Annotated in this window: 19 protein-coding genes, 1 tRNA gene and 1 pseudogene; 10 read left to right on the forward strand and 11 right to left on the reverse strand. The window is 73.5% G+C overall.

Features of this window, described 5'->3' with window-relative positions:
• Positions 1 to 10: 10 nt before the first annotated feature.
• The gene (locus AC230_RS29845; RefSeq protein ID WP_049719429.1) at positions 11 to 433 is read right to left on the reverse strand and encodes an ester cyclase; all 423 of its coding nucleotides are present in this window, start codon (positions 431 to 433) and stop codon (positions 11 to 13) included.
• An 823-nt stretch (positions 434 to 1,256) separates the two neighbouring features.
• Between AC230_RS29845 and AC230_RS33225 the strand changes: the two are divergent.
• Positions 1,257 to 1,618 (forward strand): annotated as a pseudogene (locus tag AC230_RS33225) (IS5/IS1182 family transposase); the annotation flags it as partial.
• Between the two features lie 1,289 nt (positions 1,619 to 2,907).
• On the opposite strand, the gene AC230_RS29860 reads toward AC230_RS33225, so the two are convergent.
• Positions 2,908 to 2,983 (reverse strand) — tRNA-Arg (locus AC230_RS29860).
• 304 nt (positions 2,984 to 3,287) lie between these two features.
• Between AC230_RS29860 and AC230_RS29865 the strand changes: the two genes are divergently transcribed.
• The 7 genes from AC230_RS29865 (at position 3,288) to AC230_RS29895 (ending at position 12,162) form a co-directional block, all read left to right on the forward strand.
• Positions 3,288 to 4,943: a dynamin family protein gene (locus AC230_RS29865; protein ID WP_049719431.1), complete on the forward strand. Its 1,656-nt coding sequence runs from the start codon at positions 3,288 to 3,290 to the stop codon at positions 4,941 to 4,943.
• A complete protein-coding gene (locus AC230_RS29870; RefSeq protein WP_049719432.1) occupies positions 4,940 to 6,856 on the forward strand; it encodes a GTPase in 1,917 nt (638 codons plus the stop codon). The genes AC230_RS29865 and AC230_RS29870 overlap by 4 nt, the downstream gene beginning before the upstream one ends.
• 170 nt (positions 6,857 to 7,026) lie before the next feature.
• Positions 7,027 to 7,482 carry a single-stranded DNA-binding protein gene (locus AC230_RS29875; protein WP_049719433.1) on the forward strand — a complete coding sequence of 152 codons (456 nt, stop codon included), beginning with the start codon at positions 7,027 to 7,029 and terminating at the stop codon, positions 7,480 to 7,482.
• A gap of 263 nt (positions 7,483 to 7,745) precedes the next feature.
• Positions 7,746 to 9,212 carry a Cys-Gln thioester bond-forming surface protein gene (locus AC230_RS29880; RefSeq protein WP_049719434.1) on the forward strand — a complete coding sequence of 489 codons (1,467 nt, stop codon included), beginning with the start codon at positions 7,746 to 7,748 and terminating at the stop codon, positions 9,210 to 9,212.
• Between the two features lie 156 nt (positions 9,213 to 9,368).
• Positions 9,369 to 11,033, forward strand: a complete 1,665-nt coding sequence (gene ettA / locus AC230_RS29885; RefSeq protein WP_049719435.1) for an energy-dependent translational throttle protein EttA — start codon at positions 9,369 to 9,371, stop codon at positions 11,031 to 11,033.
• A 41-nt stretch (positions 11,034 to 11,074) separates the two neighbouring features.
• On the forward strand, positions 11,075 to 11,494 hold the full coding sequence (locus AC230_RS29890; protein WP_049719577.1) for an acyl-CoA thioesterase: 420 nt from the start codon (positions 11,075 to 11,077) through the stop codon (positions 11,492 to 11,494).
• Positions 11,491 to 12,162: a DUF8185 domain-containing protein gene (locus AC230_RS29895; protein ID WP_049719436.1), complete on the forward strand. Its 672-nt coding sequence runs from the start codon at positions 11,491 to 11,493 to the stop codon at positions 12,160 to 12,162. The genes AC230_RS29890 and AC230_RS29895 overlap by 4 nt, the downstream gene beginning before the upstream one ends.
• A 51-nt stretch (positions 12,163 to 12,213) precedes the next feature.
• Here AC230_RS29895 and AC230_RS29900 read toward each other — a convergent pair whose 3' ends face one another.
• The 8 genes from AC230_RS29900 to AC230_RS29935 all read right to left on the reverse strand — a co-directional run bounded on the left by AC230_RS29900 (position 12,214) and on the right by AC230_RS29935 (position 22,682).
• On the reverse strand, positions 12,214 to 12,618 hold the full coding sequence (locus AC230_RS29900; protein WP_049719437.1) for a globin: 405 nt from the start codon (positions 12,616 to 12,618) through the stop codon (positions 12,214 to 12,216).
• Positions 12,619 to 12,724: 106 nt separating this feature from the next.
• A complete protein-coding gene (locus tag AC230_RS29905) occupies positions 12,725 to 13,570 on the reverse strand; it encodes an FHA domain-containing protein (protein ID WP_049719438.1) in 846 nt (281 codons plus the stop codon).
• 65 nt (positions 13,571 to 13,635) lie between these two features.
• Positions 13,636 to 14,946, reverse strand: a complete 1,311-nt coding sequence (locus tag AC230_RS29910) for a VWA domain-containing protein (protein ID WP_049719439.1) — start codon at positions 14,944 to 14,946, stop codon at positions 13,636 to 13,638.
• A 106-nt stretch (positions 14,947 to 15,052) separates the two neighbouring features.
• Positions 15,053 to 16,210 carry a PP2C family protein-serine/threonine phosphatase gene (locus AC230_RS29915; protein WP_049719440.1) on the reverse strand — a complete coding sequence of 386 codons (1,158 nt, stop codon included), beginning with the start codon at positions 16,208 to 16,210 and terminating at the stop codon, positions 15,053 to 15,055.
• Between the two features lie 3 nt (positions 16,211 to 16,213).
• Positions 16,214 to 18,706, reverse strand: a complete 2,493-nt coding sequence (locus AC230_RS29920) for a tetratricopeptide repeat protein (protein ID WP_049719441.1) — start codon at positions 18,704 to 18,706, stop codon at positions 16,214 to 16,216.
• Positions 18,703 to 20,031: a hypothetical protein gene (locus AC230_RS29925; protein WP_049719442.1), complete on the reverse strand. Its 1,329-nt coding sequence runs from the start codon at positions 20,029 to 20,031 to the stop codon at positions 18,703 to 18,705. Before AC230_RS29925 ends, AC230_RS29920 begins: the two co-directional genes overlap by 4 nt.
• A gap of 147 nt (positions 20,032 to 20,178) precedes the next feature.
• Positions 20,179 to 21,219, reverse strand: coding sequence for a glutamate ABC transporter substrate-binding protein (locus AC230_RS29930; RefSeq protein WP_049719443.1), 1,041 nt, complete (start codon positions 21,217 to 21,219; stop codon positions 20,179 to 20,181).
• Positions 21,216 to 22,682, reverse strand: coding sequence for a hypothetical protein (locus tag AC230_RS29935; protein WP_049719444.1), 1,467 nt, complete (start codon positions 22,680 to 22,682; stop codon positions 21,216 to 21,218). Before AC230_RS29935 ends, AC230_RS29930 begins: the two co-directional genes overlap by 4 nt.
• A gap of 260 nt (positions 22,683 to 22,942) precedes the next feature.
• On the opposite strand from AC230_RS29935, the gene AC230_RS29940 reads away from it, so the two are divergent.
• Positions 22,943 to 23,449: an FBP domain-containing protein gene (locus AC230_RS29940; protein WP_049719445.1), complete on the forward strand. Its 507-nt coding sequence runs from the start codon at positions 22,943 to 22,945 to the stop codon at positions 23,447 to 23,449.
• Between the two features lie 25 nt (positions 23,450 to 23,474).
• Here AC230_RS29940 and AC230_RS29945 read toward each other — a convergent pair whose 3' ends face one another.
• A complete protein-coding gene (locus tag AC230_RS29945; protein ID WP_049719446.1) occupies positions 23,475 to 24,536 on the reverse strand; it encodes a mechanosensitive ion channel family protein in 1,062 nt (353 codons plus the stop codon).
• 258 nt (positions 24,537 to 24,794) lie between these two features.
• On the opposite strand from AC230_RS29945, the gene AC230_RS29950 reads away from it, so the two are divergent.
• A complete protein-coding gene (locus AC230_RS29950) occupies positions 24,795 to 25,331 on the forward strand; it encodes an HNH endonuclease (RefSeq protein WP_049719447.1) in 537 nt (178 codons plus the stop codon).
• Positions 25,332 to 25,455 lie beyond the last annotated feature (124 nt).

The following is a 25,455-nucleotide window of genomic DNA, read 5'->3' on the forward strand; positions in this document are numbered from 1 at the left end:
GCGGTGGCGGTCAGGCGCCGAGAATGTCGGCGAGCTTCTTCTCGTCCCACTCGCTGCGGGCCGCGATGATCCGCCCATCCTTGAAACGGGCCCAGTTCGGGTAGCTGAAGGCGAACCGGCGGTTGGTGGGTGGAAAGCCCATCAGGGTCCCCGTGTGGATGCCCTCGACCGTCCACTGCATACGGAGGACATCTCCGTCCCAGTGCATCTCGGTGCAGGTGTAGCGCAGTTCGGCGACCTTCGAACGCAGTTCGACCATGAAGTCACGGGCCGCCCGGACGTCGTCCCCCTGCGTCTCCATTTCCAGCGCCGACTCGTCCGTTTCCCCCCGGAAGTCCGGGTGGAATATCTCGGCCATGAGGTCGTCATTGTGCCCGTTCAGAACCTCATCCTGATAGCGGATGATCAATTCCTCAAGGGATTTCTTGTCCATCTTCTCGATACCTTTCGTGACGCCATGAGGAAGTCGTCGACGCGGCACAGAGGAGGCGTACCGTGCCATTCACGCCACACCTCGCGTGTGACTCCGGCAGCAATACAAAGGAAGCGGTCCTGCAAGGCATGCCGCATCGATCGCAGCATGCGAAGCTGTGCAAACCATGAGCTCGATGGAACAAATCCCCGTCAGGCAAGCGGCACGACCTGCGAAGATGCAAGTCATCGCACCAACAGCCGGACAGGGTGCAGCAACTTTTTACTGCATGAGTAAACCCTTATCCCTGGGTCAGGGCCCCGTGAATTCATCCCCCGACAAGTCCCGCTCCCCGCAACGAGAATCTCGTATTAAACCTCCACCATGCCAACGGCCTTCATTGGACGGCCGTTGCCCCGTAATGATGCAGCTGCAGCATATCAGCGGATCAACGCGACGGACGATCACACCCTCGCCCTTTTACAACGACGCGGAGGGTTGATTGAATTTGATACCGCCTTGGAGAGAGGCCGCTCCCCGAGGCAGCTCCGACATGTGGTCAGCTGTACTGCTGCGGAACACTGTACGACACTCGAACGATCGAGTCAAACACTCGCGCTGTGCGCCATCAATCGACCACTGTACGAGAACAGTACGGCGTATGATCCTCGCACCTGCACGGCACCTTCGACGAGGAGGCGGCAGTGCCCGCAAGGCCAGCCCATCAGTCGAACCGCGTGAACTCCTCGACCTAAAAGGCGTCCGCCAGTAGGCGGTAACAGCGGAACAGGCACGGGCCGCCTGATCATGGAGTTCTCTACGCTTCATGATCACCGGGGGATCCGTGCCTGCCGTCCCATCATGCATTCTCGACCCGATCCGCGACCAGTTCCTCGCGCTGCTGCCCGTACGCGAGGACCGGCATCCGCTGGGCTGCCACAACCCGCGGATCAGCGACGCCGTCGTCTTCGACCGCCTCGTGCAGGTCCTGGTCTTCGGCTGCGGATACGAACGGGCGGCGAACGCGCACTGCTCGGCACCATCCTGCGCCGACGCCGCGACGAATGGATCGCCGCCGGCGTGATGGAGGATCTGAGACTGCTCGCGCTCGCCGCCTACGACCGCATGATCGGCCTCGAGCTCGACCGCCTGAGCGCCGACGGCTGCATCACCAAGGCGCCCTCCGGCGGCGAGTGCGCCGGCAAGGTGCGCACAGCGCTTCGCGAATGGGCGTTCAACACGAAACGCCGGACCGACCCCGAGAAGCCGATTCCGGAAGACGTCCGCGTCATCCTCGATTGGGTCCAGCGGAGCACCCTGCCGATGTCTGCCTGGGAGGAGACCGAGAAGGTCGACACCGTCGTCGCCGCCCTCGGAACGCTCCTGGATGGCACTGCCGCGGCAGCCAGCTCCGTCATGCGCAACCGCCGGATCATGAACCTTGCCATGGAGTACGCCGTCAGGCACGGCATCCTCCGGTCCAACCCCCTTCCCAAGGGAAGGGGCAAGGGGGAAGGAGGGGGTGCTCCGAAGGTGGCCCAGGCCATCGACAAGCGCTCGCTGCTGAACCCGCAGCAGGTCACCGCGTTGCTGGACTGGATCGGTAAACGCCCGCGCCGCGGTCCTCTCTACAAGGCGTTCTTCGCCACGCTCTGCTACGCCGGCCTCCGTCCGGAGGAGGCGGTCGCCCTTCGTGTCGGTGACGCGTGGCTCCCCGAGGAGGGCGCCGTGGACGAGGACGGCGAGGAAGTGTGGGGAGAGTTCGTGGTGCACGAGGCTCAGCCGGAGGTCGGCAGCCAGTGGACGGACACGGGCAAGCCCCACGAGGAGCGTGACCTGAAGGGACGCGCTGAGGGCGACACGCGCACCGTGCCGATTCACCCCGACCTCGTCGCCCTCCTGCGCGGCATCATCGAGCGGTACGAGCTCAAGCCGACCGACCTCCTCTTCCCTGGAGAGGGCGGCGACCTGTTGGCGGGATCGGTCTTCCGGCGGGTCTGGAACAAGGCCCGTAAGGCGGTACTCACGCCTCACGAGTACCAGTCCCCTGCCGGCAAGCGCGTGTATGACTGCCGTCACACATGCCTCACGGCCTGGCTGAACAAGGGGATCCCCCCGGCTCAGGTGGCCGAATGGGCGGGAAACAGCGTTCCGGTCCTTCTGTCGATCTATGCACGGTGCATCGTTGGCCAGCTTGCCAACTACCTGAAGCAGATCAAGACCATCCGGTACGTCCCGGAAGCAGCGTAAGGCGGTCGGGGCCCACGAACAGTGGGCCCCGACCGCCTTCGCTATGTCCGGCATGCCGCTCTTGGGGGACCGCCAGGACGGGGGATGCTGGGGGACGCATGGGGGACAGACAGCCGTAGAGACCCGGTTTTAGCCGGTGTCAGCCGGACTCCGCACACGGCGGAGGGAGGTAGTCCGATTAATCGGGAAGACCCGGCATACGCAGTCTGACCTGCGAAAACGTCGCCAGCCTGACGGCGTGTCAGTGGCGCCCCCGGCAGGACTCGAACCTGCGGCCAAGCGCTTAGAAGGCGCCTGCTCTATCCACTGAGCTACGGGGGCCGGTGGTGCGGCGGTCGCGGACGGCTGAAGCCCCGGGCTCGGTGGTGCCGTGACCTTGCCGGGGACAAGGATAGGGCTCCGCGTACCTCGTCCCGGTTGCTTCACCTCCGTGACACGATGTGGAGGTTCGGTGAAGCGGTCCTGATAATCGCAGGCGGGTGCGAATCGTGCACCGTTTTTGACGCCTCACGCGACGGGTGTTGTGTACTCGTTATCCCCCGGTCCCATACGCCACGCCTCGCGCGCCAAGGGCTATACGCTTCAAAAACACCTCAGAATTGGGCATTCTGCACACGTGGCGACCTTGGACGTACGGCCCCGACTGCTCGACGCGCTGTCCGCACTGCGTGACCGCGTGGACGCCGCACGCTTCCCGCTCCCCCTTCCCGGCGCCGCCCGCGCCCGTCGCAACCGGGTCGAACTGCTGGCGCAGCTCGACGACTACTTGGTGCCCCGGCTGTGCGCCCCCGAAGCGCCGTTGCTGGCGGTGGTCGGCGGGTCCACCGGGGCGGGGAAGTCGACGCTGGTGAACTCGCTGGTGGGGCGGCGGGTCACGGAGGCGGGGGTGCTGCGGCCCACCACGTACACCCCCGTTCTCGTCTGTCACCCCGACGACCACCACTGGTTCGCCGGGCCCCGGGTGCTGCCGACGCTGCGCAGGGTCTGGGTGCCGTCCCAGGACGGGGTGACGGCCGAGCCGCCGCCCGCGGCCCAGGGGACGCAGGGAGCCCAGGGGGCGCAGGGGATGCAGGGGATGCAGGGGGCGGAGGGGGACGACGAGCGGCCGGGGCTGCGGATCGAGACCGACCGCAGCCTGCCGCGCGGGCTGGCGCTGCTGGACGCCCCCGACATCGACTCGCTCGTGGCCCGCAACCGCGAGCTGGCCGCGGAGCTGATCTGCGCGGCCGACATCTGGGTCCTGGTCACGACCGCCACCCGCTACGCGGACGCCGTTCCCTGGCACCTGCTGCGGGCGGCCAAGGAGTACGACGTCACGCTCGTCACGGTCGTGGACCGGGTGCCGCACCAGGTCACCGGGGAGGTGTCCCGGCAGTTCGGGGCGCTGCTGGAGGCGGCCGGGCTGGGGGACGTCCCCCGGTTCACGATCCCCGAGCTGCCGGAGTCCGTCGCTGGCGGGAGCGGACTGCTGCCGGTGACGGCCGTCGCGGGGCTGCGGTCCTGGCTGATCCAGCGGGCCCAGGACCCCGCCTCGCGGACCGTCGCCCGCGCCCGTACCGCCAACGGCGTCCTCGCCTCGCTCGGCACCCGGCTGCCGGGGCTCGCCGGGGCGGCCGCCGTCCAGCACGCCGCCGCCGTCCGCCTGCTCCAGCGGGCCGAGGACGCCTACGCGCGGGCCGCCGAGCGGGTGCGGCGCGACGCGGCGGCGGGCGAGGCGCTGGCCGGGGACGCGCTGACGCACTGGCGCGGCCACCCCCGCGACAGCACGCCCGAGGAGCTGCTGAACGCGCTGACCAACGCTTTCACCGCCCTCCTCGGCTGCGCCGTGGACGCCGCCGACGAGGAGATCGCCACCTGCGTCGCCGACGACCCGGCCGTGGGGGCGGTGCTCGCCCCGCGCGACGCGGAGGGCGCCGCCGACCGGATCGGGGTGGCCGTGCGCCACTGGCGGCGCTGTCTGGAGGAGATCGTGGAGGAGGAGGCGCGGGCCGTCGAGCGCGGCACCCCCGCCGACACGGAGCGGGTGACCGCCCTGCTCGCCGCGGCGCTGCTGGGCGGCCGGCGGGCGCACGCGGCCGGGGAGGGACTGGCCGAGACGCTCGGGGCGCGGAGCGCGCAGCGGCTGCGCGAACGGGGCGTCGCCCTGATCGACGAGTGCCTGGAGCGGGTCCTGGACGCGGAGCGGGACCGCCGGACCGCGCCGCTGGAGGACCTCGACGTGACGCCGGACCACCAGGTGGAGCTCATCGCGGCGTTGTCCGTACTGCAGAAGGAGAGGTGACCGCGGTGCACTCCGCCGACAGCCGCTGCGGGCAGCGGACGCCGCCCGCGTCCGACGCCTCCGACCGTGCCTGGGACGACGGGCTGATCGCCCGCCGCGCCCGTACGGAACACGAGAAGGCCGGCTCCGAGGAGGCCGCCGCGCGGCCCCCGCAGCACCGGCCCGCGACCGCGCTCGGCGGTCCGCTGCTGTCCCGGCTCGACGCCCTGCGCGAGCTGGTCGGCCTGTCCCGGGCGCGGCTGGACGGCGCGATGCTGGCGGAGGCGGGGCGGGTGCTGGAGGAGGCCGCCGCGCGGCAGCGGCACTCGCTCGACCTCACCGTGGTCGCGATCGCCGGATCGACGGGCAGCGGCAAGTCCACGCTCTTCAACGCGCTCGCTCGGGCCCAGCTCTCGGAGGCCGGGGTCCGCCGGCCCACCACCGCGGCGCCCGTGGCCTGCGCCTTCGCCGACCGCGCCGACGGGATGCTGGACCGCCTCGGCGTCCCCGCCCGCTCGCGCCGGCAGCCGCCGCGCCCCTACGACCCGCAGCTCGCCGGCGTCGTCCTGCTCGATCTGCCCGACCACGACTCCGCCGCGGCCGGCCACCGGGAGCAGGTCGACCGGCTGCTGGGGCTGGTGGACGCGGTGATCTGGGTGGTGGACCCGGAGAAGTACGCGGACGCGGTGCTGCACGAGCGGTACCTGCGGCCGCTGGCCGGGTACGCGGAGGTGACGTTCGTCGTCCTCAACCAGCTCGACCGGCTCTCGGCGGACGCGGTGGACCAGGTGCTGGACGACCTGCGCCGGCTGCTGGACGAGGACGGGCTCGCGCTGGGCGAGCACGGCGAGCCGGGGGCGACGGTGCTCGCCCTCTCCGCGCTCACCGGCGAGGGGGTCGGTGAACTGCGCGACGCGCTGGGGCAGTTCGCGGCCCGCCGGTGCGCGGCGGAGCTGCGGCTGACCGCCGACGTGGACGGCGCCTCGCGGCGGCTCCGGCCGGCGTACGTGGCCGACGGGCGGCCGGGGCTGACGGACGGGATGAGGCTGGACTTCGAGGACCGGCTCGCGGAGGCGGTCGGGGCCCGGGCCTCCGGGCTGCGGGCCGAACGCACCTGGCTGCGGGGCGCCGAGCGGGCGTGCGGGACGGTGTGGGGCCGGGCGTGGCGGACGTATCTGCGGCTGCGCGACCGGCCGGGGGTGCCCGGGGCGGAGGACGAGGACGAGGCGTCGCGGCAGCGGCGCACGGCGTCGCGGCCGCTGGTGGAGCAGGCCGTGCGGACGCTGGTGCACGAGGCGTCCGCGGGGCTGCCGGGGCCGTGGGCGCAGGCGGTGCGCGAGGCGGCGGTGCGCGGGGCGGTGGGGCTGGCGGAGGCCCTGGACGAGGCGGGGGCCGCGGCCCCCGTTCCGGCCGCGCGCCGCGAGGGCGACACGGGCGGGTGGCGCGTCGAGGGCCGCCGGCCCGGGTGGGGCGGCCGGCGCTCCGGGGCGTGGCGCACCGGGGCGTGGCGCACGGGCGGCTGGCGGACCGTGGGGCGGCGCACGGGGGCCGGGCGGACGCGGGGCGCGGAGGCGCCGCGGCTGGTGCGGCCCCGGTGGTGGGCGGTGGCCCTGGGTACGCAGGTGGCGTTCGTGGTGCTGCAACTGCTCGGGGCGGCGGGGCTGGTGGCCGCTCTGTGCGGGGCGCTCGACCTGGAGTGGTGGATTCCGGGGCTGGTGGCGGCGGGGAGCGGGGCGGGGGCGCCGGTACTGGCCTGGGGCTGCCGGATGGCGGCGCGGGGGCCGGCGCGGGGGTACGGGCTGGAGACGGAGCGCCGACTGCGCGGCGCGGCGGCGTCGTTGGGGCGGGAGCGGGTGCTGGAGCCGGTGGCGGCCGAGCTGTTGCGGTACCGGGAGGTCCGGGCGCAGTTCGTGGTGGCGGCCGGGGAGATGTGACGGGGGTTCGGGCGACCGGGTGAGCCGGCCGGGGCTCGTGTGGGTGACGGAGTTGTCCACATCGCCGGGCCTCGTCCACAGGCCCGAGCGGGCGTCGCGCACGGTGTGCACCATGGGGACAGGACCCGGTCGCGGGGAGCGGTCGGGCCGGTCGACGGGGGAGGCATGCGATGAACGAGACGCTGGTGACGGTCGTGGGCAATGTGGCGACCCAGCCGGACTTCCGGCGGACGGCGAACGGTTCGGCGGTGGCGCACTTCCGGCTCGCGGCGACGGCGCGCCGCTGGGACCGGGGGCGGGAGGAGTGGGCGGACGCGCACACGAGCTTCTACTCGGTGTGGGCCTGGCGCACCCTGGCGTCCAACGTCGTGGCGTCCGTGACGATCGGCGAACCGCTCATCGTCCGGGGCAGATTGAGGATCACCTCGCAGGAACGGGACGGGAAACGCTGGACGTCGGCGGACATCGACGCGCTCTCCCTCGGCCATGACCTCGCCCGGGGCACCTCGGCGTTCCGCCGGGTCTCCCAGGCCCGGCCGCTGGCGGTCGAGCCGGTGCGCATGGCGGGGGCGGCGGCGCGCGCGGCCGCCCCGGAGCCGACGGCGGCCGACCTGGCCACGAGGTGACGGGTCGTCGGCGGACCGGCGCAACTGCCCTGGGAAATGGGCGGTTCGTCCCCGGGGATTTATCGATAATGCCGGGCTGAACACCTGGTTCCGATAACGATTCCGATTCGGATCGGGCCCCGGAAAGGCCGGTGTGCTCAGCGGGTTGTACGCGCTCCCTAGGATCCCGTTCGTAGCAACGGGGGCTGCTGCTTCTTGGGTTGCCTGGTGAGGCCGGTGGTGTGTGCTGTCCCGGCCGCCCGCGCCCATCCGAAAGGAAAGTCATGAGCTCTGTGTTGAGGCGTGGTTCGGCGCGCCTCGCAACGGTCGTCCTGGCGGCGGCCCTGGCCGTGGCCGGTGCGGCGGGCGCGGCCGGCGCCGCCGCGGTGGAGGAGGGGCCGCAGGACGCGGGCGGCGTCGCCGCGACGCTCGGCGGCGAGATGCCGGCCAAGGCCTGGGCGCACATCAAGGGCGGCCACAGACCCGGGGCCATCATGGCCGGGCTGTTCGAGATGAAGGTCGAGGGCGGCGGCACCCTCCAGACCTACTGCGTGGACGTCAACACCGGCACGGTCAACGGCGCCGCCTACAAGGAGGTCGGCTGGAGCGAGTCGTCGCTGCAGAACAACCCCCGTGCGGGGAAGATCCGCTGGATCCTCCAGAACTCCTACCCCCGGGTGGACGACCTCGCCGCGCTGGCCCGCAAGGCCGGGGCCGGCGCCCTCGACGCCGACCGCGCCGCCGCCGGCACCCAGGTCGCCATCTGGCGCTACTCGGACGGCGTGGACGTCGAGGCGGACGACCCCGCGGCCGAGAAGCTCGCCGACTACCTGTACAAGAACGCCGAGGACGTGGGGGAGCCCGCCGCCTCCCTCTCGCTCGCGCCCCTCGCCGTCTCCGGCAGACCCGGCGGACGCATCGGCCCGGTCACCGTCCGCACCAACGCGGACGGCGTCACCATCACCCCCTCCGGTGACGCCGGACCCCGGAATGTGAAGATCGTCGACAAGGCGGGCAAGCCCGTCACCACCACGACCGACGGCGGGCGGCTCTACTTCGACGTCCCGGCCGGCACCCCCGACGGGGGCACCTCCTTCACCGCCGCCGCCGACACCGAGATCCCCGTGGGCCGCGCGTTCATAGGCGACCGCATCCGGACCCAGACGATGATCCTGGCCGGATCCAGCCGGAGCGCCGCGACCGCGGTCGCCTCGGTCCGCTGGGCGGGGAAGGGCGCCGTCCCGGCGGTGTCCGCGCGGAAGAAGTGCGCCGAGGGCGGGCTGGAGGTCACCGCGGCCGACCACGGAGACCGGCCCTACACCGTGGTGATCGACGGCCGCGGGCAGCGGGTGGAGCCGGGCCGCTCCCGGACCGTGCTGGTGAAGGCCGCCGAGGACCGGCCCTACCGGATCACCGTCACCGGGCCGGGCGGCTTCACCAGAACCTTCTCCGGCGTCCTGGACTGCCGGACGGGCGTCCCCGAGATCACCACGGCCACCGCCGTGGGCGACACCACCGGAGGCACCGGCCCCTCCCCGTCCGCGTCACCGGACCGCGGCGGCCCGGGGGACGGCTCCGGAGGCTCCCCGGGCGCGTCCGGGCCCTCGGCCCCGGCGGCCGACGGCGACCTCGCCGTCACCGGCGGCGGCGCGACGCCGGTGACCGTGGGCGTCGCGGCGGCGCTGGTCGTCGCCGGCGGCGCCGCGGTGTTCCTGCTCCGCAGGAGGAGGACGACGGCCGTGGACGACTGAGCCCCGCCGGCGGGCGGCCGGTCACGGCACGGCCGGGCGCCCGCCGCGGCATATCGCGTTTTCGCCCGGGGCCGCCGGTACGGCAAGATGGGTGTGTCTGCCCTCACGCGGGCGGAGCCGCACATTGGCCCTTCTCGACCTGCCGGACGGTTTCTCTTGGCTGAGTACATCTACACCATGCGCAAGGCGCGCAAGGCGCACGGCGACAAGGTCATCCTCGATGACGTGACGCTGAGCTTCCTGCCCGGCGCGAAGATCGGTGTGGTCGGCCCGAACGGCGCCGGTAAGTCCACCGTCCTCAAGATCATGGCCGGCCTGGAGCAGCCCTCCAACGGCGACGCCTTCCTCTCGCCCGGCTACAGCGTCGGCATCCTGATGCAGGAGCCGGAGCTGGACGAGAGCAAGACGGTCCTGGAGAACGTCCAGGACGGCGTCGCCACGATCAAGGGCAAGCTCGACCGGTTCAACGAGATCGCCGAGCTGATGGCGACCGACTACTCGGACGCCCTGCTGGAGGAGATGGGCAAGCTCCAGGAGGAGCTCGACCACGCCAACGCCTGGGACCTCGACGCCCAGCTGGAGCAGGCCATGGACGCGCTGGGCTGCCCGCCCGCCGACTGGCCGGTCACCAACCTCTCCGGTGGCGAGAAGCGCCGCGTGGCGCTCTGCAAGCTGCTGCTGGAGGCCCCCGACCTGCTGCTCCTGGACGAGCCCACCAACCACCTCGACGCCGAGTCGGTGAACTGGCTGGAGCAGCACCTCGCCAAGTACGCCGGCACCGTCGTGGCGATCACCCACGACCGCTACTTCCTCGACAACGTCGCCGAGTGGATCCTCGAGCTCGACCGCGGCCGCGCCCACCCCTACGAGGGCAACTACTCCACCTACCTGGAGAACAAGGCCGCCCGCCTCAAGGTCGAGGGCCAGAAGGACGCCAAGCGCCAGAAGCGCCTCAAGGAAGAGCTGGAGTGGGTCCGCTCCAACGCCAAGGGCCGCCAGGCCAAGTCCAAGGCGCGCCTCGCCCGTTACGAGGAGATGGCCGCCGAGGCGGAGAAGATGCGGAAGCTGGACTTCGAGGAGATCCAGATCCCGCCGGGCCCGCGCCTGGGCAACGTCGTCATCGAGGTCAACAACCTCTCCAAGGCCTTCGGCGACAAGGTCCTCATCGACGACCTCTCCTTCACCCTGCCGCGCAACGGCATCGTGGGCGTCATCGGCCCCAACGGCGCCGGCAAGACCACCCTGTTCAAGATGCTCCAGGGCCTGGAGAAGCCGGACTCCGGCGACATCAAGGTCGGCGAGACCGTCAAGATCTCCTACGTCGACCAGGGCCGCGCCAACATCGACCCCAAGAAGACGCTGTGGGCCGTCGTCTCCGACGAGCTGGACTACATCAACGTCGGCCAGGTCGAGATGCCCTCGCGCGCCTACGTGTCCGCGTTCGGCTTCAAGGGCCCGGACCAGCAGAAGCCGGCCGGCGTCCTGTCCGGCGGCGAACGCAACCGCCTCAACCTGGCGCTCACCCTCAAGCAGGGCGGCAACCTGCTGCTCCTCGACGAGCCGACCAACGACCTCGACGTCGAGACCCTCTCCTCCCTGGAGAACGCGCTGCTGGACTTCCCCGGCTGCGCCGTGGTCGTCTCCCACGACCGCTGGTTCCTCGACCGCGTCGCCACGCACATCCTGGCGTACGAGGGCGACTCCAAGTGGTTCTGGTACGAGGGCAACTTCGAGTCCTACGAGAAGAACAAGATCGAGCGCCTCGGCCCGGACGCGGCCCGTCCGCACCGCGCCAGCCACAAGAAGCTCACCCGGGGCTGAGGGTGCGCCACATCTACTCCTGCCCGCTGCGCTGGTCGGACATGGACGCCTTCGGCCATGTCAACAACGCCGTCTTCCTGAGGTACTTGGAAGAGGCCCGGATCGACTTCATGTTCCGGCTGGCGCCGGGTGACGGGGGGCCGTCCTTCAAGGGCGGGTCCGTCGTGGCCCGGCACGAGATCGACTACCTGCGTCCGCTGGTGCACCGGTTTGAGCCGGTGACGATCGAGACGTGGGTGACGCGGGTCGGCACCGCGTCCACGACCGTCTCGTACGAGGTCAAGGACGCGGAGCAGACGTACGTGCGGGCCAGCACGGTCGTCGTGCCGGTCGATCTGGCGACGGGGCGGCCGCGGCGGCTCACCGCCGAGGAGAAGGAGCTGCTGGAGCAGTACCGGGACGAGGCGCCCGGACCGGACGCGGAGCCGGACCCGGATTCCGGGGAGGCCGTCGCCGCATGACGGCACTGCGGTTCGCCGACGCCGGGGAGGCGGCCGATCTGGCCGCCTTCCTCGCCCGGCTGATCCACTACGACCGGGCCGCGGTCGTGCGGCTCCAGGCCGGCGGCGGCGTGCTCGCCGTCTTCGGCCGGCCGCCGTCCTTCGAGGTGCTCGCCATCCGGACGGCGCGGCTGCTCGACGAGGGCGTCGTGGACGTGACCGTGTCGGCCGGGCAGCTCGCCGACGCGGTCGACGCCGGTGCGGCGGTGGACGGCGGGCTCGTCGTCGAGCCGCCCGCCGGAGTCACCGGCCCGCCGTGGACGGGCGTCCTGCCGCCGCGCGGCGGGTGGCGGCGGGTGGCCGGGATGCCGGACGTGGCATCCGTACGGGGCGCCGTCGGCGCGGCCGTCGCCGAATTCCGGTCGCGGGACGAGGCGTTGCCGGAGCAGCGGCGGACGCGGGCCGAGCGGGACCGCATCGGGCGGGAGATCTGGTCGCGGACGCTGGGGGAGACGGGGTTGCCCCTGCGGGCGGTGCACGCCGCCCAGTCCCTCGGGTTCCTGGCGTCCGCGGCGGAGCCGCCTGTCCTGTTCGCCGCGGCGGGCTGGTTGCGGTTGCGCACGCCGTACGGGTCCGTGGTGGTGCGGACCGGGGGGCTCACGGCGGGGTTGTCCGTCACGCCCGCGTGAGCGTGACGGGGGAGTCCGCCCCCGCCCTCCGAACGCCGGAGGGCTGACCGGTCAGTCCGGGGTGTTGATCATCGTCGCCGCCGCGTACGTCAGGTACTTCCACAGCTGCTGCTCGTGTTCGGGCGACAGGCCGAGGTCGTCGACCGCCGCGCGCATGTGGCGGAGCCAGGCGTCGTGGGCGGCGCGGTCGACCGTGAAGGGGGCGTGGCGCATGCGCAGCCTGGGGTGGCCGCGGTTCTCGCTGTAGGTTCGGGGGCCGCCCCAGTACTGCATCAGGAACGTGGCCATGCGGTCCTCGGCCGGGCCGAGGTCCCCTTCGGGGTACATCGGCCGCAGCAGCGGGTCCTCGGCCACCCCCTCGTAGAAACGGCGGGCCAGACGCCGGAAGGTCGCCTCGCCGCCGACCTGCTCGTAGAAGGTCTGCTCAGGAAGCGTGCCGCGCGGAATCTCGTTCACCCCTCCATGGTCGCAGACGGCCGGAGGAGGACCCGGGGTGTAGGACCCCGGCCCCTCGCCCCTCGGCCCTCGCCCCTCGGCCCCGGCCCCCTCGGCCCCGGTGCCCTCAGCCCCGGCGGACGGTGATCGTCGTCCAGGCGCCGACGTGCACCCGGTCGCCGTCCTGGAGCGGGACGGGGACGTAGGGCTGGATCGGGTCCTCGGAGTTGTTGATCGTGGTGCCGTTGGTGGAGTCCTGGTCGACGACGGCCCAGCTTCCGTCGGGCTGCTCGACGAGGACGGCGTGCTGGTGCGAGACGCCCGGGTCCTCCGGCGGCCGGGAGAGGTCGATGTCGGGCGACTCCCCGGTGCTGTGCCGGCGGCGGCCGATGGTGACCTGGGGGCCGGTGAGGCGGCAGTGCTGCTCGGGCGAGTAGGCGGGCAGGTTCAGGCCGGCCGCCTCCGGGCCGCTGCGGTTCATCATCGACCGGAAGTAGTCGCGGTCCGGCGCTATCACCGCGACCCAGCCGGCCGGGGGCGCCGCCGGAGCGCTCGGCGGCGGCAGGATCCAGTCGCCGTCGTCCGGACCCGGGGAGAGGGGCTCCGCCGGGCGGTTGATCTGGGACGGGCGGGACCAGTTGTACTCGGAGGTCGCGGGGGACTGGGGGTGTGGCGGAGGGGACGACTGGAGGTCCTGGGGCCGCGGGGGCGGCACATACGGGGAGGGCGACTGAAGCATGAAGTTGTACGCGCACTCCTCGCAGAACGGGGCCTGGGCCTCGCGCGGCGTACGGCACTGCGGGCACAGCTCCGCCTGCATGGTCGGCTCCGCGGCGGGGCCGGGGTAGACGGGCGGGACGGACGGCGGCGGGGGAGGAACGGGCCCCGTGGCGGGCGTGCCGGACATCCGGTGCCCGCACACCTCGCACCAGTCCTCGGCCGCCGACTGGTGGCCGTTCGGGCAGGTCGGCATGTCGGTTGTCTCCCCCTCTTGCGCCGGTCGTTCGACGAATTCGTTCAACAGGGCCGGAAACGGCGCTACTTCTTCACGCGGACCGTCTTCGTGGACCGCGTCTCCAGTGTCTTCTCCGCCTCGGCGGAGACCTTCGTCTTCAGCCGCACAGTACCGTTGACCGCGTCCACCACGTCCACCACCTTCGCCAGCAGCTTGGCGGTGTCCTCGTTGCCCGAGCGGTTGGCGAGCTGGACGGCGCGTCCGAGCTTGGCCGTCGCCCCGTCCAGATCGCCCGACTTGCGCAGTTCCAGGCCCTGTTGGATGGCCTGCGCCAGCTCCGCCTGGCCGGTGTAGTGGGCGACCTGCGGGTTGATGGTGGTCGACGCCGCCAGGTCGTCCGTCCACACCGCGCGCACCAGGCCCTGCGCCAGCACCCGCGGCGGGCCGTCGGGAAGCGGGCTGACGAGCGAGGCGCGGGCGGCCAGCATCTCGTGGCCCACTCCGGCGTCGGGCACGCGCACGCAGACGTGGTAGTCGCGGGACTCGTCGCCCCAGGAGCCCGTGGGGTAGTCGGCCGCGCGCGGGCCCGCCTCGACCCGACGGTCCGTCAGGTCCTGTACGGACGGGGCGACCTGCTTGACGAAGAGCACCTCGGCGCCCTGCGGGGTCCACAGCCGCAGGGAGACGTCCGCGAGCTCCTTGCCCATCGCCTTCTCCATCATCCCCGTGAAGTCCGCGGCGAGTCCGGCGGGGTCGGCGACGATGTCGGCGCTGCCGAGCAGCGCCGAGGCGATGCCCGTGACCTCCTTCACCTCCCAGTTCGTCCCCACCCCCCGGGCGTCACAGGTGAACCGCCCGGCGCAGGAGTCCAGGGTGGCGCGCAGAGCGTCCGGCTCCTCGTGCTCGTTGCGCCCGTCGGTGAGCAGGATGCCGTGGCGTATGGAGGCGTCGGCCGTGGACAGCAGCCGGCCGGCCAGGCGCAGCCAGGTGCCGATGGCCGTGCCGCCGCCCGGACTGAGCTTGCGCAGCGCCTCCTTGGCCTGCGCGCGGGTGGTGGCGTCGGCCACCGCCAGCCGCCCGGCGCCGGGGTAGACCTCCTTGGCCTGGTGGGTGCCGGCCACCACCGCGAAGGAGACGCCGTCGCGCAGGACGTCGATGGCGGCGGCCGTGGCCTCGCGGGCGTTGCGCATCTTGGTGGGCGGGTAGTCCATGGAGCCCGAGCAGTCCACCATGACGACCACCGCGGTGTCGGGGGCGGACGCGGCGGAGGTGCCGCCTCCGGTGGACGTGGCCGTGACGATCGCGTTGACCTCCCGGCCGCCCTCGGGAAGGAACTCGTTCTGGTAGACGTCGACGGAGAACCGCGGCGCGTCCGGCTTGGAGAACTGGGACATCCGTACCGCTCCTTCGCAACTCACCTGATCCTGGTGGCAGGGCGGACGGGCACGCCCGGTGCCCCCCGGCACCGGCGTGCTGATCCCCCCGTGACGCCGTGCGGCGTCAGTCGGCCGCAGCCCCTTCCGTACGGGCGGGGAACGGCAGTACCGCAACGGTTACGTTGTCGTGGCCCCCGCCGTCAAGGGCGTAGCCGACGAGCTGACGCGCGGTCTCCAGCGGCCGGTCGCGGGCGTCGGCCGGGATGACGGAGGCCATCTGCTCGGCCGTCTCGGCGTAGTTCCACAGGCCGTCGGTACAGACGATCACCACGCCGGGCCGGTCGGGGTGGAACGCGGCGGTGTGCGGCTCCACCTCGTAGGCGTCGGCGCCGAGCCAGCCGGTGATGGCGTGGGCGCGCTCGTCCGCGTACGCCTCGGCCTCCGACAGCAGGCCGGCGGCCACCATCTGGGCGGCCCAGGAGTCGTCCTCGGTGAGCCGGGCCGGCTGGGTGGTGCGGTCGTCGGGCACCCAGTAGGCCCGGCTGTCGCCGACCCAGCCGACCGTCAGCAGCTCACCGGTGATCACCGCGCTGACGATGGTGCAGGCCGGGGCGTTCTCCTGCTGGTAGCGCTGGTGCTCGCGGGGGCGGTGGCCGCCGCCGGCCAGCGCGGCGACGCGCTCGGCGGCCGCCAGGATGGCCCGCTGGGTGGCCTCGCGCGGCGGGGTGCCGGCGCCGAGCGCGCTCTCCAGGGCGGCCAGGGCGCCCGAACTGGCCGCGGCCGACGCCTCGTCCGGGCGCGCCGCCGACGACACGCCGTCGCAGACGACGGCGAGGACGGCGGAGCCGCCGTCCGGCAGGGCCGTGGTGGCCACGGCGTAGGCGTCCTCGTTGCGGTGGTGGCGCAGCCCGCGGTCGCTGACCGCGGCGACGCCTGCCGTCTCGTGCTCCATGTGATCCCGTTCGCGCGGCTGTGCGTGCCCGCAGTGTTCGCAGTACCCGTCGTCGTCGATCATGCCGGACCGGCAGGCGGCGCAGGGGCGCCGGCCGGCCGTGCCGCTCGTGGCATGGGCCGTCTGCACCGGAACGCCGGCCGGCGCCGGCCGGTGGCCCTCCGCCTCGCGCAGCCGGACGGCGCCCTCCGGCCGGCGGGCGCCGGCGGCGGACGCGGGGGCCGCGGCGAGGTCCACACCGCATCCGCCGCAGTAGTTGTCGGCAGGCTCCAGCGGCTCCTGGCAGACGGGGCAGGCCGTCCGCTGGGCGGCTTGCGGCAGTTGCGACATCGATCACACCCATGTCCTGGGGCGGAAACGGTTGGCCCGCTCCACCAGTTCGATCCGTTCCTCCCCGCGCCGGGCGAGGCGTGCGAGCACACGGTACGAGCGTTCCAGCCCGAGGCGCAGGCTCCGCTCGTCCACGCCGCCGCCCAGCAGGGCCGGGCGGGCGTCCGGGCCGGCCGGCGCGCCCGTACCGCCGGAGAGCACCCAGTCCAGCGCGGTGCCCAGCACCTCCGTGGCGAGGTGCTCGCGGCGCACCGGGTCCAGCCCGAGGGCGTCGAGCCGCTCGAGCTGCCCGGCGGCGGCGCTCAGGTCGTCGAACAGCGGCTCCCGGGGGGAGCGCCGGCGCAGCCGGGCGCGCACGGCCGCCACCCGGGCCGCCGTGAAGTGGATGGACGCCTCGGGCACGGACTCCAGCGTCTCCACCGCGCCCGCGCGGTCCCCGGCGGCCAGCCGCACCCGGGCCAGCCCGAAGGCGGCGCTGACGAAGCTGGGGTCGGTCGCCCACACCAGGCGGTAGTACTCGGCGGCGTTGTCCAGCTGGCCGAGCACCTCGGCGCACACGCCCAGCGCCAGCTTGGGCGCGGGCTCGCCCGGGAACGCGTCGTAGACGGCGTCGAAGGAGACCGCGGCGGTCTCCTCGTCCCCGGTGACCAGGGAGTGCAGCCCGCGGTACCAGACGATCCGCCAGTCGTCGGGGTGCTCGGCCTCCAGGGCGTCCATCGCCCGCTTCGCCCCGGCGAGTTCGCCCAGCTCCAGCTCGGCGCGCAGGCGGCGCAGCCGCAGCTCCAGGGAGACGACCGGCGCCGCCTGGAGCGCGGCGTACAGCTCGGCGGGCTGGGAGGAGAGCAGGCCGGCGAGGAAGCCGGCGTTGGGGTCGGCCGGGTCGGTCAGGGGGACGGGCAGCGCGAGGGCGGCCGCGGGGACGTCGAGGGGGGCGACGGCGGGCGCGGCGGCGCCGGCGGCCGGCAGGGGCGGCGCCGTCCCGCGGCGGCCCCGCGGGGAGCGCCCGCCCAGCGCCGACGGGTCCTCGGTCCGCCCGGGGAACAGGACGGTGTCCACCACCCGCGGCTCCGGGCCGAACAGCTGCGACAGGGCCGGCCTCGGCCGGCCCGTCTGCAGCGCCACGACCTCCCGCAGCACGCCCGTCAGCTGCTCGGCCATCTCCGCCGCGGAGGAGAAGCGGCGCGCCGGGTCCGGGTCGGTGGCGCGCACCAGCAGCCGGTAGAAGGACTCGTAGCGGCGGAAGACCTCGATGTTGTCCGGGTCGGGGAGGCTGTCGGCGAAGACGTTGGTGTAGCCCTGGAAGTCGAAGGTCAGCACGGCCAGGGTGCGGGCGACGGTGTAGAGGTCGGAGGCGACCGACGGGCCGGTCTCGGCGACCTCGGGGGCCTGGTAGCCCACCGTGCCGTAGATCGCGCTCTCGTCGTCGTCCATCCGCCGGACCGCGCCCATGTCGATCAGCTTGAGCTGGTCCTGCTGCTGGATGGCGTTGTCCACCTTGAAGTCGCAGTACAGCAGGTTGCGGCTGTGCAGGTGGCCGAGGGCCTCCAGCGCCTCCAGGCCGTAGGCGCACGCCTGCTCCACGGGCAGCGGGTCGCGCCGGCCGTCCGGCAGGCGGCGCTCGTTGGCGATGTCCTTGAGGGACTTGCCGCCGACGTACTCCATGACGATGTAGCCGTCGAGGCTGCCGGTGCGCTGGTCGAGGTGCTCGACGAAGTTGTAGATCCGGACGATGTTCGAGTGCTCGATCTCGGCCAGGAAGCGGCGCTCGGACAGGGCGACCGCGAGGGCGTCCTCGTCGCCGGTGTCGAGCAGGCCCTTGAGGACGACCCAGCGGTCGGAGACCGCGCGGTCTATCGCCAGGTAGATCCAGCCGAGGCCGCCGTGCGCCAGGCAGCCCGCCACCTCGTACTGGCCGTGCACCACGTCGCCGGGGCGCAGCTTGGGGACGAACGAGTACGGATGGCCGCACTTGGTGCAGAAGCCCTCGGTGCGGCCGGGGCGGTCGCCGCGCGAACGGCCCACCGGCTCCCCGCAGTCGCTCCGCGAGCAGAACCGCTTCCGCTCGGGGACCTCCGGGTTCGCCAGCACCGCCGAGCGCGGGTCGGGCCGCGGCACGCCGGGGACGCTGACCAGGCCCGCGCCGAGCCGGTTGCGGCCGGACGAGGAGGTGTTCGACTGGGCGCTGCGCACGGACACCGAGCGGGAGCCGCCCTCGCCGGAGGCCGTCCGCGAGAGCCGGCCCGGGACCGAGCGGCGCGAGGACGAGGAGCGGGCCGAGGTGCGGGAGCTGGGCGTGCTGCCCGGGGCACCGTGCGTGATGCCGGTGGGCGGCGAGGACACCGTGCCGTCCGGCGCGACGACGGGCGCGAGGCCGCAGGTGTCGCAGTACGTCTCGCCGCCGCCCATGTCCTCGTACACGCCCGTGCAGCCGGGCCGCTGGCAGCCGGCGCCGACGGCGGTGCCGGCCGGTGTGGCTCCTGTGGTGTTGCCGCTCATGAATCCCCCCTGCGGTCGATGACACCCGGGCCGAAGCCTCCGGTTCCGCCCGCGGGCGGGGAGAGGGCCTCGGCCAGGGCGTGCTGGTAGCGCAGCACGGCCTGCTCGGCGGCCACCAGGTCGCAGGGCGCGCTCCACAGCTTGCGCCGGGCCGCGTCGTACCGCTCGCCCAGGACGGGGTCCTCCGCGAGGCCGTGCCGGGCCGCCTTCGCCCGGTACGCGTCCAGCCGGCCGCGCAGTTCGGCCCGGACGGCCAGCGGCGCGGTGACGGCCGTCAGCGACTCGCGGGCCCGCGCCAGCTCCTCGTCGGCGCGCTGCTCCAGCCCCTCCAGCAGCGGCGACAGCCGGTGCCAGCGGGCCCTTCTGCGGTGCTCGGCGGCGGCCGAGAGCTGCTCGTAGAGCGCGGTCGGCGGGCCGGAGACGGCGGGCACCTCGGACGCGGCGATCTTCGACAGCACCTCGACGCGGGCCTGCCGGGCCTCGGCGAGCGTGCGGTCGGCCCGGGAGAGCACGTCGCGCACCCGCATCAGCCGCTGCTCGGCGTCCTGCCGGACCGTCAGCACCGCCTCGATCTCCCGGCGGACGTCCTCCAGGGCGCGGGCGGCCCGGTCGTAGCGGTCGGTGTCGGGCCGGCCGCCGCCCGGGGCGGAGCTCGGCGAGGCGCCGGTCCAGAAGGCGACGGGGTCGGTCACCACCGCGGCCCGCAGGGCGGCCAGCTCCCGGGTGATGTCCTCCAGGTCGTCGCCCGCCGGGTGTTCGCCCGGGCGCACGCCGACCGAGTGGGCCAGGGACCGGGTGCGGCGCAGTTCGGCGGCGAGCAGGTCGATCCGGGCGGGGAGCGCGGACCAGACGGCGTCGGCGATGACGACGACGTCCAGCGCCTGGGCGTACCAGCCGTTCATCCGGTCGACGAGCTCCTGGAGGGTCAGCTGCTCGCTGAGCCGGGCGGCCGTGCCCAGGGCGGCGGTGGCGGCCGGGTCGCCGCCGGGCAGGGTGACCCGGGCGCCGGTCAGCAGGTCGGTGAGCTCGCCCAGTTCGGCCTGGGTGGGCCAGCGGCGGCGGGCCCGGAGCTCGCGGGCCGCGGTGAGGGCGTCGGTGTAGGCGTCGAAGTACGTCCAGAGCCGGTTGATGAGCTGCTCGGCCACCGCCCAGCGGTCGTGGGTCTCGCCCGTGAGCGCGGCGCCCTCCAGCAGCCGGCGGCCGGCGTGGTCCTGGAGGGCGAGCAGCGAGGATTCGACGGCCTCGTGTTCCGCGCCGAGCCGCGCCAGCGCGCGGTCCACCTCCTCGCGGCTCAAGACCGGCCCGGTGGGCCCCGCGACCGCCATCGGTCCCCTCTCCTGTCCGCGGCGCGCCGCCGCTCCTGCCGGTGCTGTGCCGATTGCCCGCCGGCCGCCGCTGCGCGGGCGGCCGTCCCGCCGGTCTCCCTCCCCGTTCTGCCCGTCCCGTTCGTCCTCAGTGTGCGGCAGGCCGGGTCAGTCCCTGTACTTGGGCTCCGGCGGTGCCGTGATCCCGAGATTGGCCCGGTCCAGCCAGGTGCGGTAGGACACCATCCAGGGGCTGTCGGCGCCGCCCCTGCGGTAGTCGTCCAGAACCGCGTTGACCCGGCGTACCAGGTCTGCGGAGTCGTGGTTCATCGCCACGCCGTAGTACTCGGTGGTGAACGGTTTGCCGACGAGTCCCACGGACGGGTCCTGGGCCGCCTGCCCGGCGGCCAGGGCGTTGTCCGTGAGGACGGCGTCGGCCCGGCCGAGCTGGAGGCGCACCAGGCAGTCCAGTTGGTTGGGGACGGTCGTCACCCGGACCGAACGGCCCTTCTTCGCCAGCTCCGTCTCGGCGGTGGAGCCGGAGGCGGCGCAGACCGTCCGTCCGGTCAGGCTGCCGTCGTCGAAGCCGGTGACGGGCGAGCCCTTGGGGGCGAGCAGCTGCTGGCCCGCCTCGAAGTAGGCGGTGGAGAAGGCGACTTCCTTGATCCGGGCGCAGTTGATGGTCATCGTACGGGCGACGATATCCACCTTGCCCGACTTCAGGGCGGGAATGCGTTGATTGGTGGGGATCGCGAGGAAGACCACCTTCTCCGGGTCGCCCAGGAGGGACTTGGCGATCGCGTGGACGAGGTCGATGTCGAAGCCCTTGAGCCGGCCCGAGGCCGGGTCGCGGTAGCCCCAGCGGTAGCTGTTCTGGTCGACGCCCGCGATCAGGCGGCCGCGCTTCTTGATGCGGAGCACGGCGGGGCCGTCGGCGGTGGACGGGCGCAGGCTCGCCTCGGGGTCGGCGCACTCGGCCGCGGCGGCGGAGGCGGCGGAGGTGGCGGCCGCGGCGGGGCGGGGCGGGGCGTGCGGGGTGCCGCGCGCGGCCGCCGTGCCGGGCAGGGCGAACGCGGCCAGCGCCGCGGCCAGGGCCCGTACCGTCGCCCTGGTCGTCCGGGACTTCCTGGTCGTCCTCGTCGTCCTCCGGTGCCGCACGGCCGTGTTCTCCCCCCTCGTCGGTACTGCGCTCGTCGGTACTGCGCTCATCGGTACTCCGACAGCCGGCGGCCGATGCCCAGGACGGCTCCGGCCGCGCCCAGCAGCGCGAGCACCGCGGCGCCCACGGCCAGGCCGGACAGGGCGCCCCGGCCGTCGTCGGCCGCGCTGCGGAAGACGTGCTGCTCGTGGTCCAGCGCCTCCCGCAGGGCCCGGTCCACGTGGTCGGACGCCTCGCCCGTGCTGTGCGACGGGCCGATCACCTGCGGCAGGGCCCGGTCGTAGTCCCCCGCGTCGTCGGTCGCCCGGGCGGCGGCGTGCCGCGCCTGCCACTGTCGTACCCCGGCGATCGCCCGCTCCACGGGCTCGCGGCCGGCGGCGCCGTCCGCCAGGGAGCGGGCGCGGCCCAGCAGGCTGCCCTCGCCCGGCTCCCCGGTGCCGGAGCCGAACAGGGAGCGCATGGTCGACCGGTAGCCCTCCTCGTAGGCGTCCTTGCCCTCGGGGGTGAGGACGGCGCCGCGCGCCACGAGCGTCAGGCTCTCCGCGCCGCGGGCCTGGAGGGAGCTGATCCGGGCCGTGTTGAGGACCTGGAGCGACTTCGCGCCGTGGTCGTACGAACTCTCCAGGTCCGCCCGGGCCACGCCGTGGGCCACCGTCAGCCACAGCAGCACCACGCCGGAGGCGGCGGTCGCGGCCAGCAGGCCGTGGTTGAACACCCGGTTGGTGCGCAGGTACGTGCGGCGCTGGGCCCAGCCGAGGGCGCCGAGCGTCAGCACGCCGACGGCGATCGCCGCCCAGGGCCAGGACTCCGCGCTCCCGTAGTCCGCGCCGAGCCGGTCCGTCTCCGCCTCGTAGAGCCGGCGGGCGGCGGGCAGCAGCTCCTTCTGCATCCGGTCGCTGGCGTAGCGGAGGTAGGCGCCGCCGAGGGGCAGGCCCTGCCGGTTGGTGGCCCGCGCCTGCTCCACCAGGCCGGTGTAGACCGGGAGTTCGGCGTTGAGCGTGGCGATCCGGGCGCGCTCGGAGCGGGAGCCCCCGGCGTTGGCGGAGGCCTCGACGAGGAGCTCCGACGCGTTGGCGATGTCCTCCTCGTAGCGCCGGCGGACCTCGCGGGTCTCCTTCCCGCCGGCCAGGAAGCCGGCGGCGGCGGTGGTGTCGGCGTCCGCGAGGGAGCGGTAGAGGTCCGCGGCGGCGGCGCTCAGCGGCTGGCTGCGCTCCACGACGGCGTCCGCGGCGGCGGCCCGGTCGGTGACCTGCCAGGCGGTGACGGAGCCGAAGAGGACGAGGGCGGCGGCGAGGGCGGCGCCGATGGTGCGGAGGCGGCCGGGTTCCGTGGTGGCGGCTCTGCGGAGGCGGGTGAGGGATTCCCGCCAGGCGGGCTGTCCGGGGCTGCCTGGGGCCGCGGCTGTGCCCGGGGCCGCGCCGGGGGGTGCGTTCGGTGCGGGGCTCTGCCCCGGGCCCGGTCCCGGTGCCGGGCCCGGCACCGGGGGTGTGGCTGTCCGCTGCGGTTGTGGCACGAGACCCCCCCTTGGTCGTCGGTGGTAGCAGTATGGCCGGAGGGGGTGACAAACACACCGGGGGTGGTGGGGGGAGGGGGAGTTTGCCCCGGTCCCTCCCCCGCGGGGGCACCCCGCTTCCACCGTCTTCCGGGGCTCCGCCTCTCGTCCCGCGACCGCGCTCCGCGCGGCCGTCCCCGAGCACCGGACGGGCCGAATGCGGCTCCGCCGGGCGAAAATCGCATGACGGGACTTCGGGGGCGCTGTTAGCTTCTCGCCCCATGGAACCACTGAACGAGGACGAGATACGGGCCTCCTTCGTCAACTGCTCGAAGGGGGAGGCGCGGAGGATCAGCCTGCCGCGGGGGCTGGCCGAACTGCCGTGGCAGGACCTGGACTTCCTCGGGTGGCGGGATCCGGGCGCGCCCGACCGGGGCTACCTCGTGGCCGTGCGGGACGGCAAGGCGCTCGGGGTGACCCTGCGCGTGCCGCAGGGCGGGCCGCGGAGCATGGCCAAGACCACGATCTGCTCGCTGTGCCTGACCGGGCACCCCGGGTCGGGCGTCTCGCTGCTCGCCGCCCGGCGCGTGGGCGCGTCCGGGCGGGAGGGGAACACCGTCGGCGCGTACATGTGCGCGGACCTGGCGTGTTCGCTGTACCTGCGGGGGAAGAAGGTGCCGGAGTTCTCCGGGCCCCGCTACCGGGAGTCGCTCACCGAGGAGGAGCGGGTGCAGCGGCTGCTGGGGAACGTGGAGGAGTTCCTCGGGCGGGTCGGCGTCGGCGTATAGCACGCCGACCCGCCCCCGGTGAGCCTCACTTGCCCAGCGTCGCCCCCGGCGGTATCGGCGCCGTCGCCAGCGACTGCGGCGAGGCCGGGTTGCCCAGGGCCGACGGGGGCGCCACGGAGGCCGTCGGGTCGGCGGCCGGTCCGTCCTCGTCGGCGGACGGCGGGGGGCCCATGCGGATGCCCTCCGCGTCGAGCGCCCGCTTGATCCGCCAGCGCAGCTCCCGCGCCACGCCGCCCGCCTCGCCCGGCGCCGCCTTGGCCTGGACGCGGACGACGACGGAGTCGAGCGAGACCGAGTCCAGGCCCATGACCTCGACGGGCTCCCAGAGCTTCTCGTCCCACGGGGCGCTCTTGGACATCTCCTCGCCCACGCACACCATCACCTCGCGGGCGCGGTCGAGGTCCTCGTCGTAGCGGAGGGTGACATCCACCTCGGCCAGGGCCCAGCCCTGGCTGAGGTTGCCGATGCGCTTGACCTCGCCGTTGCGGACGTACCAGATCGCGCCGTTGGCCCCGCGCAGCTTGGTGACGCGCAGGCCGACCTCCACGACCGTGCCCTGGGCGACGCCCGCGTCGATCTCGTCGCCGACGCCGTACTGGTCCTCCAGGATCATGAAGACACCGGAGAGGAAGTCCGTGACCAGGTTCCGCGCTCCGAAGCCGATCGCCACACCCGCGACACCCGCGCTCGCCAGCAGCGGCGCCAGGTCGATCTTGAGGACGGAGAGCACGCTCAGCGCCGCCGTTCCCATGATCAGGAACGAGGTGACGCTGCGCAGCACCGAGCCGATCGCCTCGGAGCGCTGGCGGCGGCGCTCGGCGTTGACCAGGAGGCCGCCGAGGGCGCCGTCCATGGCCTGGGCGGTGCGGTTCATCCGGGCGATGAGCTTGGTGATCGCCCGGCGGATGAGCGACCGCAGGACGACGGCTATGACGAGGATGAGGATGATCCGCAGACCGTTGCCGAGCCAGATGGACCAGTTCTCCTCTATCCAGCCGGCGGCGTGGTCGGCCGTCTTCTGGGCCTCGTCGAGCGACGAGGGACGGGGCGTCGAGTCTGCGGCGGCGAGGGCGGCGGACCGGAACACAGCAGGAAACCCTTCGTAATGGACATGACCACACCGAACGGCGGCACGGCCAGACCCTTCACACTAGCGGGGCACACCGGACGACCCGTTGTTGTGTTCGAGATGGGGCAGGTCCTGCACGGGGTTGACCGAGGTGTGGTCCAAAACACCTGTGACCCGTTACCCGCCGATGGTGGCGCTCCGGCCACGGGCCAGGGGACACTTGCAGGAGATCGTCCCGGCGCGAGCCACGCGCCGCCGGCGTACAAGGAGGCACCCGTGCCGCACGTCCTGGTCCTCAACGCGTCGTACGAGCCGCTCGGCGTCGTACCGCTCCGCCGCGCGCTCATACTCGTCCTCAATGAGAAGGCCGTCAGCCTCGAGGACACGGGCGCCTACCTGCACAGCGCGAGCTGCACCATCCCCGCGCCCAGCGTCGTCCGGCTGAAGCGCTTCGTGCGGGTCCCCTTTCGGGGCCCCGTCCCGCTCACCCGGCGCGCCCTCTTCGCCCGCGACGGCGGGCGCTGCGCCTACTGCGGTGGCGTCGCAACCAGCGTCGACCACGTCGTGCCGCGCAGCCGGGGCGGCCAGCACGCCTGGGACAACGTGGTGGCCGCGTGCCGCCGCTGCAACCACGTCAAGGCCGACCGGCACGTCGCGGAGCTGGGCTGGCGGCTGCGCCACCAGCCGGCCCCGCCGACCGGGCTGGCCTGGCGCATCATCGGCACGGGCCATAGGGATCCGCGCTGGCTGCCTTACCTGGAGGCATACGGCGCGGAGGACGCGATGGCCCGGATCGACGGCATTTCCGCCTGAGAGGCCGGGCCATCGTCGTACGGTCCCGGCGCACGGCCGCCCGGACGGCCCGCCGTACGGCCATGGCCCGGCCCGCGGACGCGCGGCCGGGACCGGCGCCGCGTACGCAGATAGGGGGAGCCTT

Origin of the sequence: Streptomyces caatingaensis (genome assembly GCF_001187435.1) — a bacterium.
Classification (GTDB): domain Bacteria; phylum Actinomycetota; class Actinomycetes; order Streptomycetales; family Streptomycetaceae; genus Streptomyces; species Streptomyces caatingaensis.

Coding starts and splice junctions, on each gene's coding strand:
- AC230_RS29845 (WP_049719429.1), bottom strand. CDS start 433: ATGGACAAGAAATCCCTTGAGGAATTGATCATCCGCTATCAGGATGAG.
- AC230_RS29875 (WP_049719433.1), top strand. CDS start 7,027: ATGAACGAGACGCTGGTGACGGTCGTGGGCAATGTGGCGACCCAGCCG.
- AC230_RS29880 (WP_049719434.1), top strand. CDS start 7,746: ATGAGCTCTGTGTTGAGGCGTGGTTCGGCGCGCCTCGCAACGGTCGTC.
- AC230_RS29890 (WP_049719577.1), top strand. CDS start 11,075: ATGGACGCCTTCGGCCATGTCAACAACGCCGTCTTCCTGAGGTACTTG.
- AC230_RS29895 (WP_049719436.1), top strand. CDS start 11,491: ATGACGGCACTGCGGTTCGCCGACGCCGGGGAGGCGGCCGATCTGGCC.
- AC230_RS29905 (WP_049719438.1), bottom strand. CDS start 13,570: ATGCCGACCTGCCCGAACGGCCACCAGTCGGCGGCCGAGGACTGGTGC.
- AC230_RS29910 (WP_049719439.1), bottom strand. CDS start 14,946: ATGTCCCAGTTCTCCAAGCCGGACGCGCCGCGGTTCTCCGTCGACGTC.
- AC230_RS29915 (WP_049719440.1), bottom strand. CDS start 16,210: ATGTCGCAACTGCCGCAAGCCGCCCAGCGGACGGCCTGCCCCGTCTGC.
- AC230_RS29920 (WP_049719441.1), bottom strand. CDS start 18,706: ATGAGCGGCAACACCACAGGAGCCACACCGGCCGGCACCGCCGTCGGC.
- AC230_RS29925 (WP_049719442.1), bottom strand. CDS start 20,031: ATGGCGGTCGCGGGGCCCACCGGGCCGGTCTTGAGCCGCGAGGAGGTG.
- AC230_RS29930 (WP_049719443.1), bottom strand. CDS start 21,219: ATGAGCGCAGTACCGACGAGCGCAGTACCGACGAGGGGGGAGAACACG.
- AC230_RS29940 (WP_049719445.1), top strand. CDS start 22,943: ATGGAACCACTGAACGAGGACGAGATACGGGCCTCCTTCGTCAACTGC.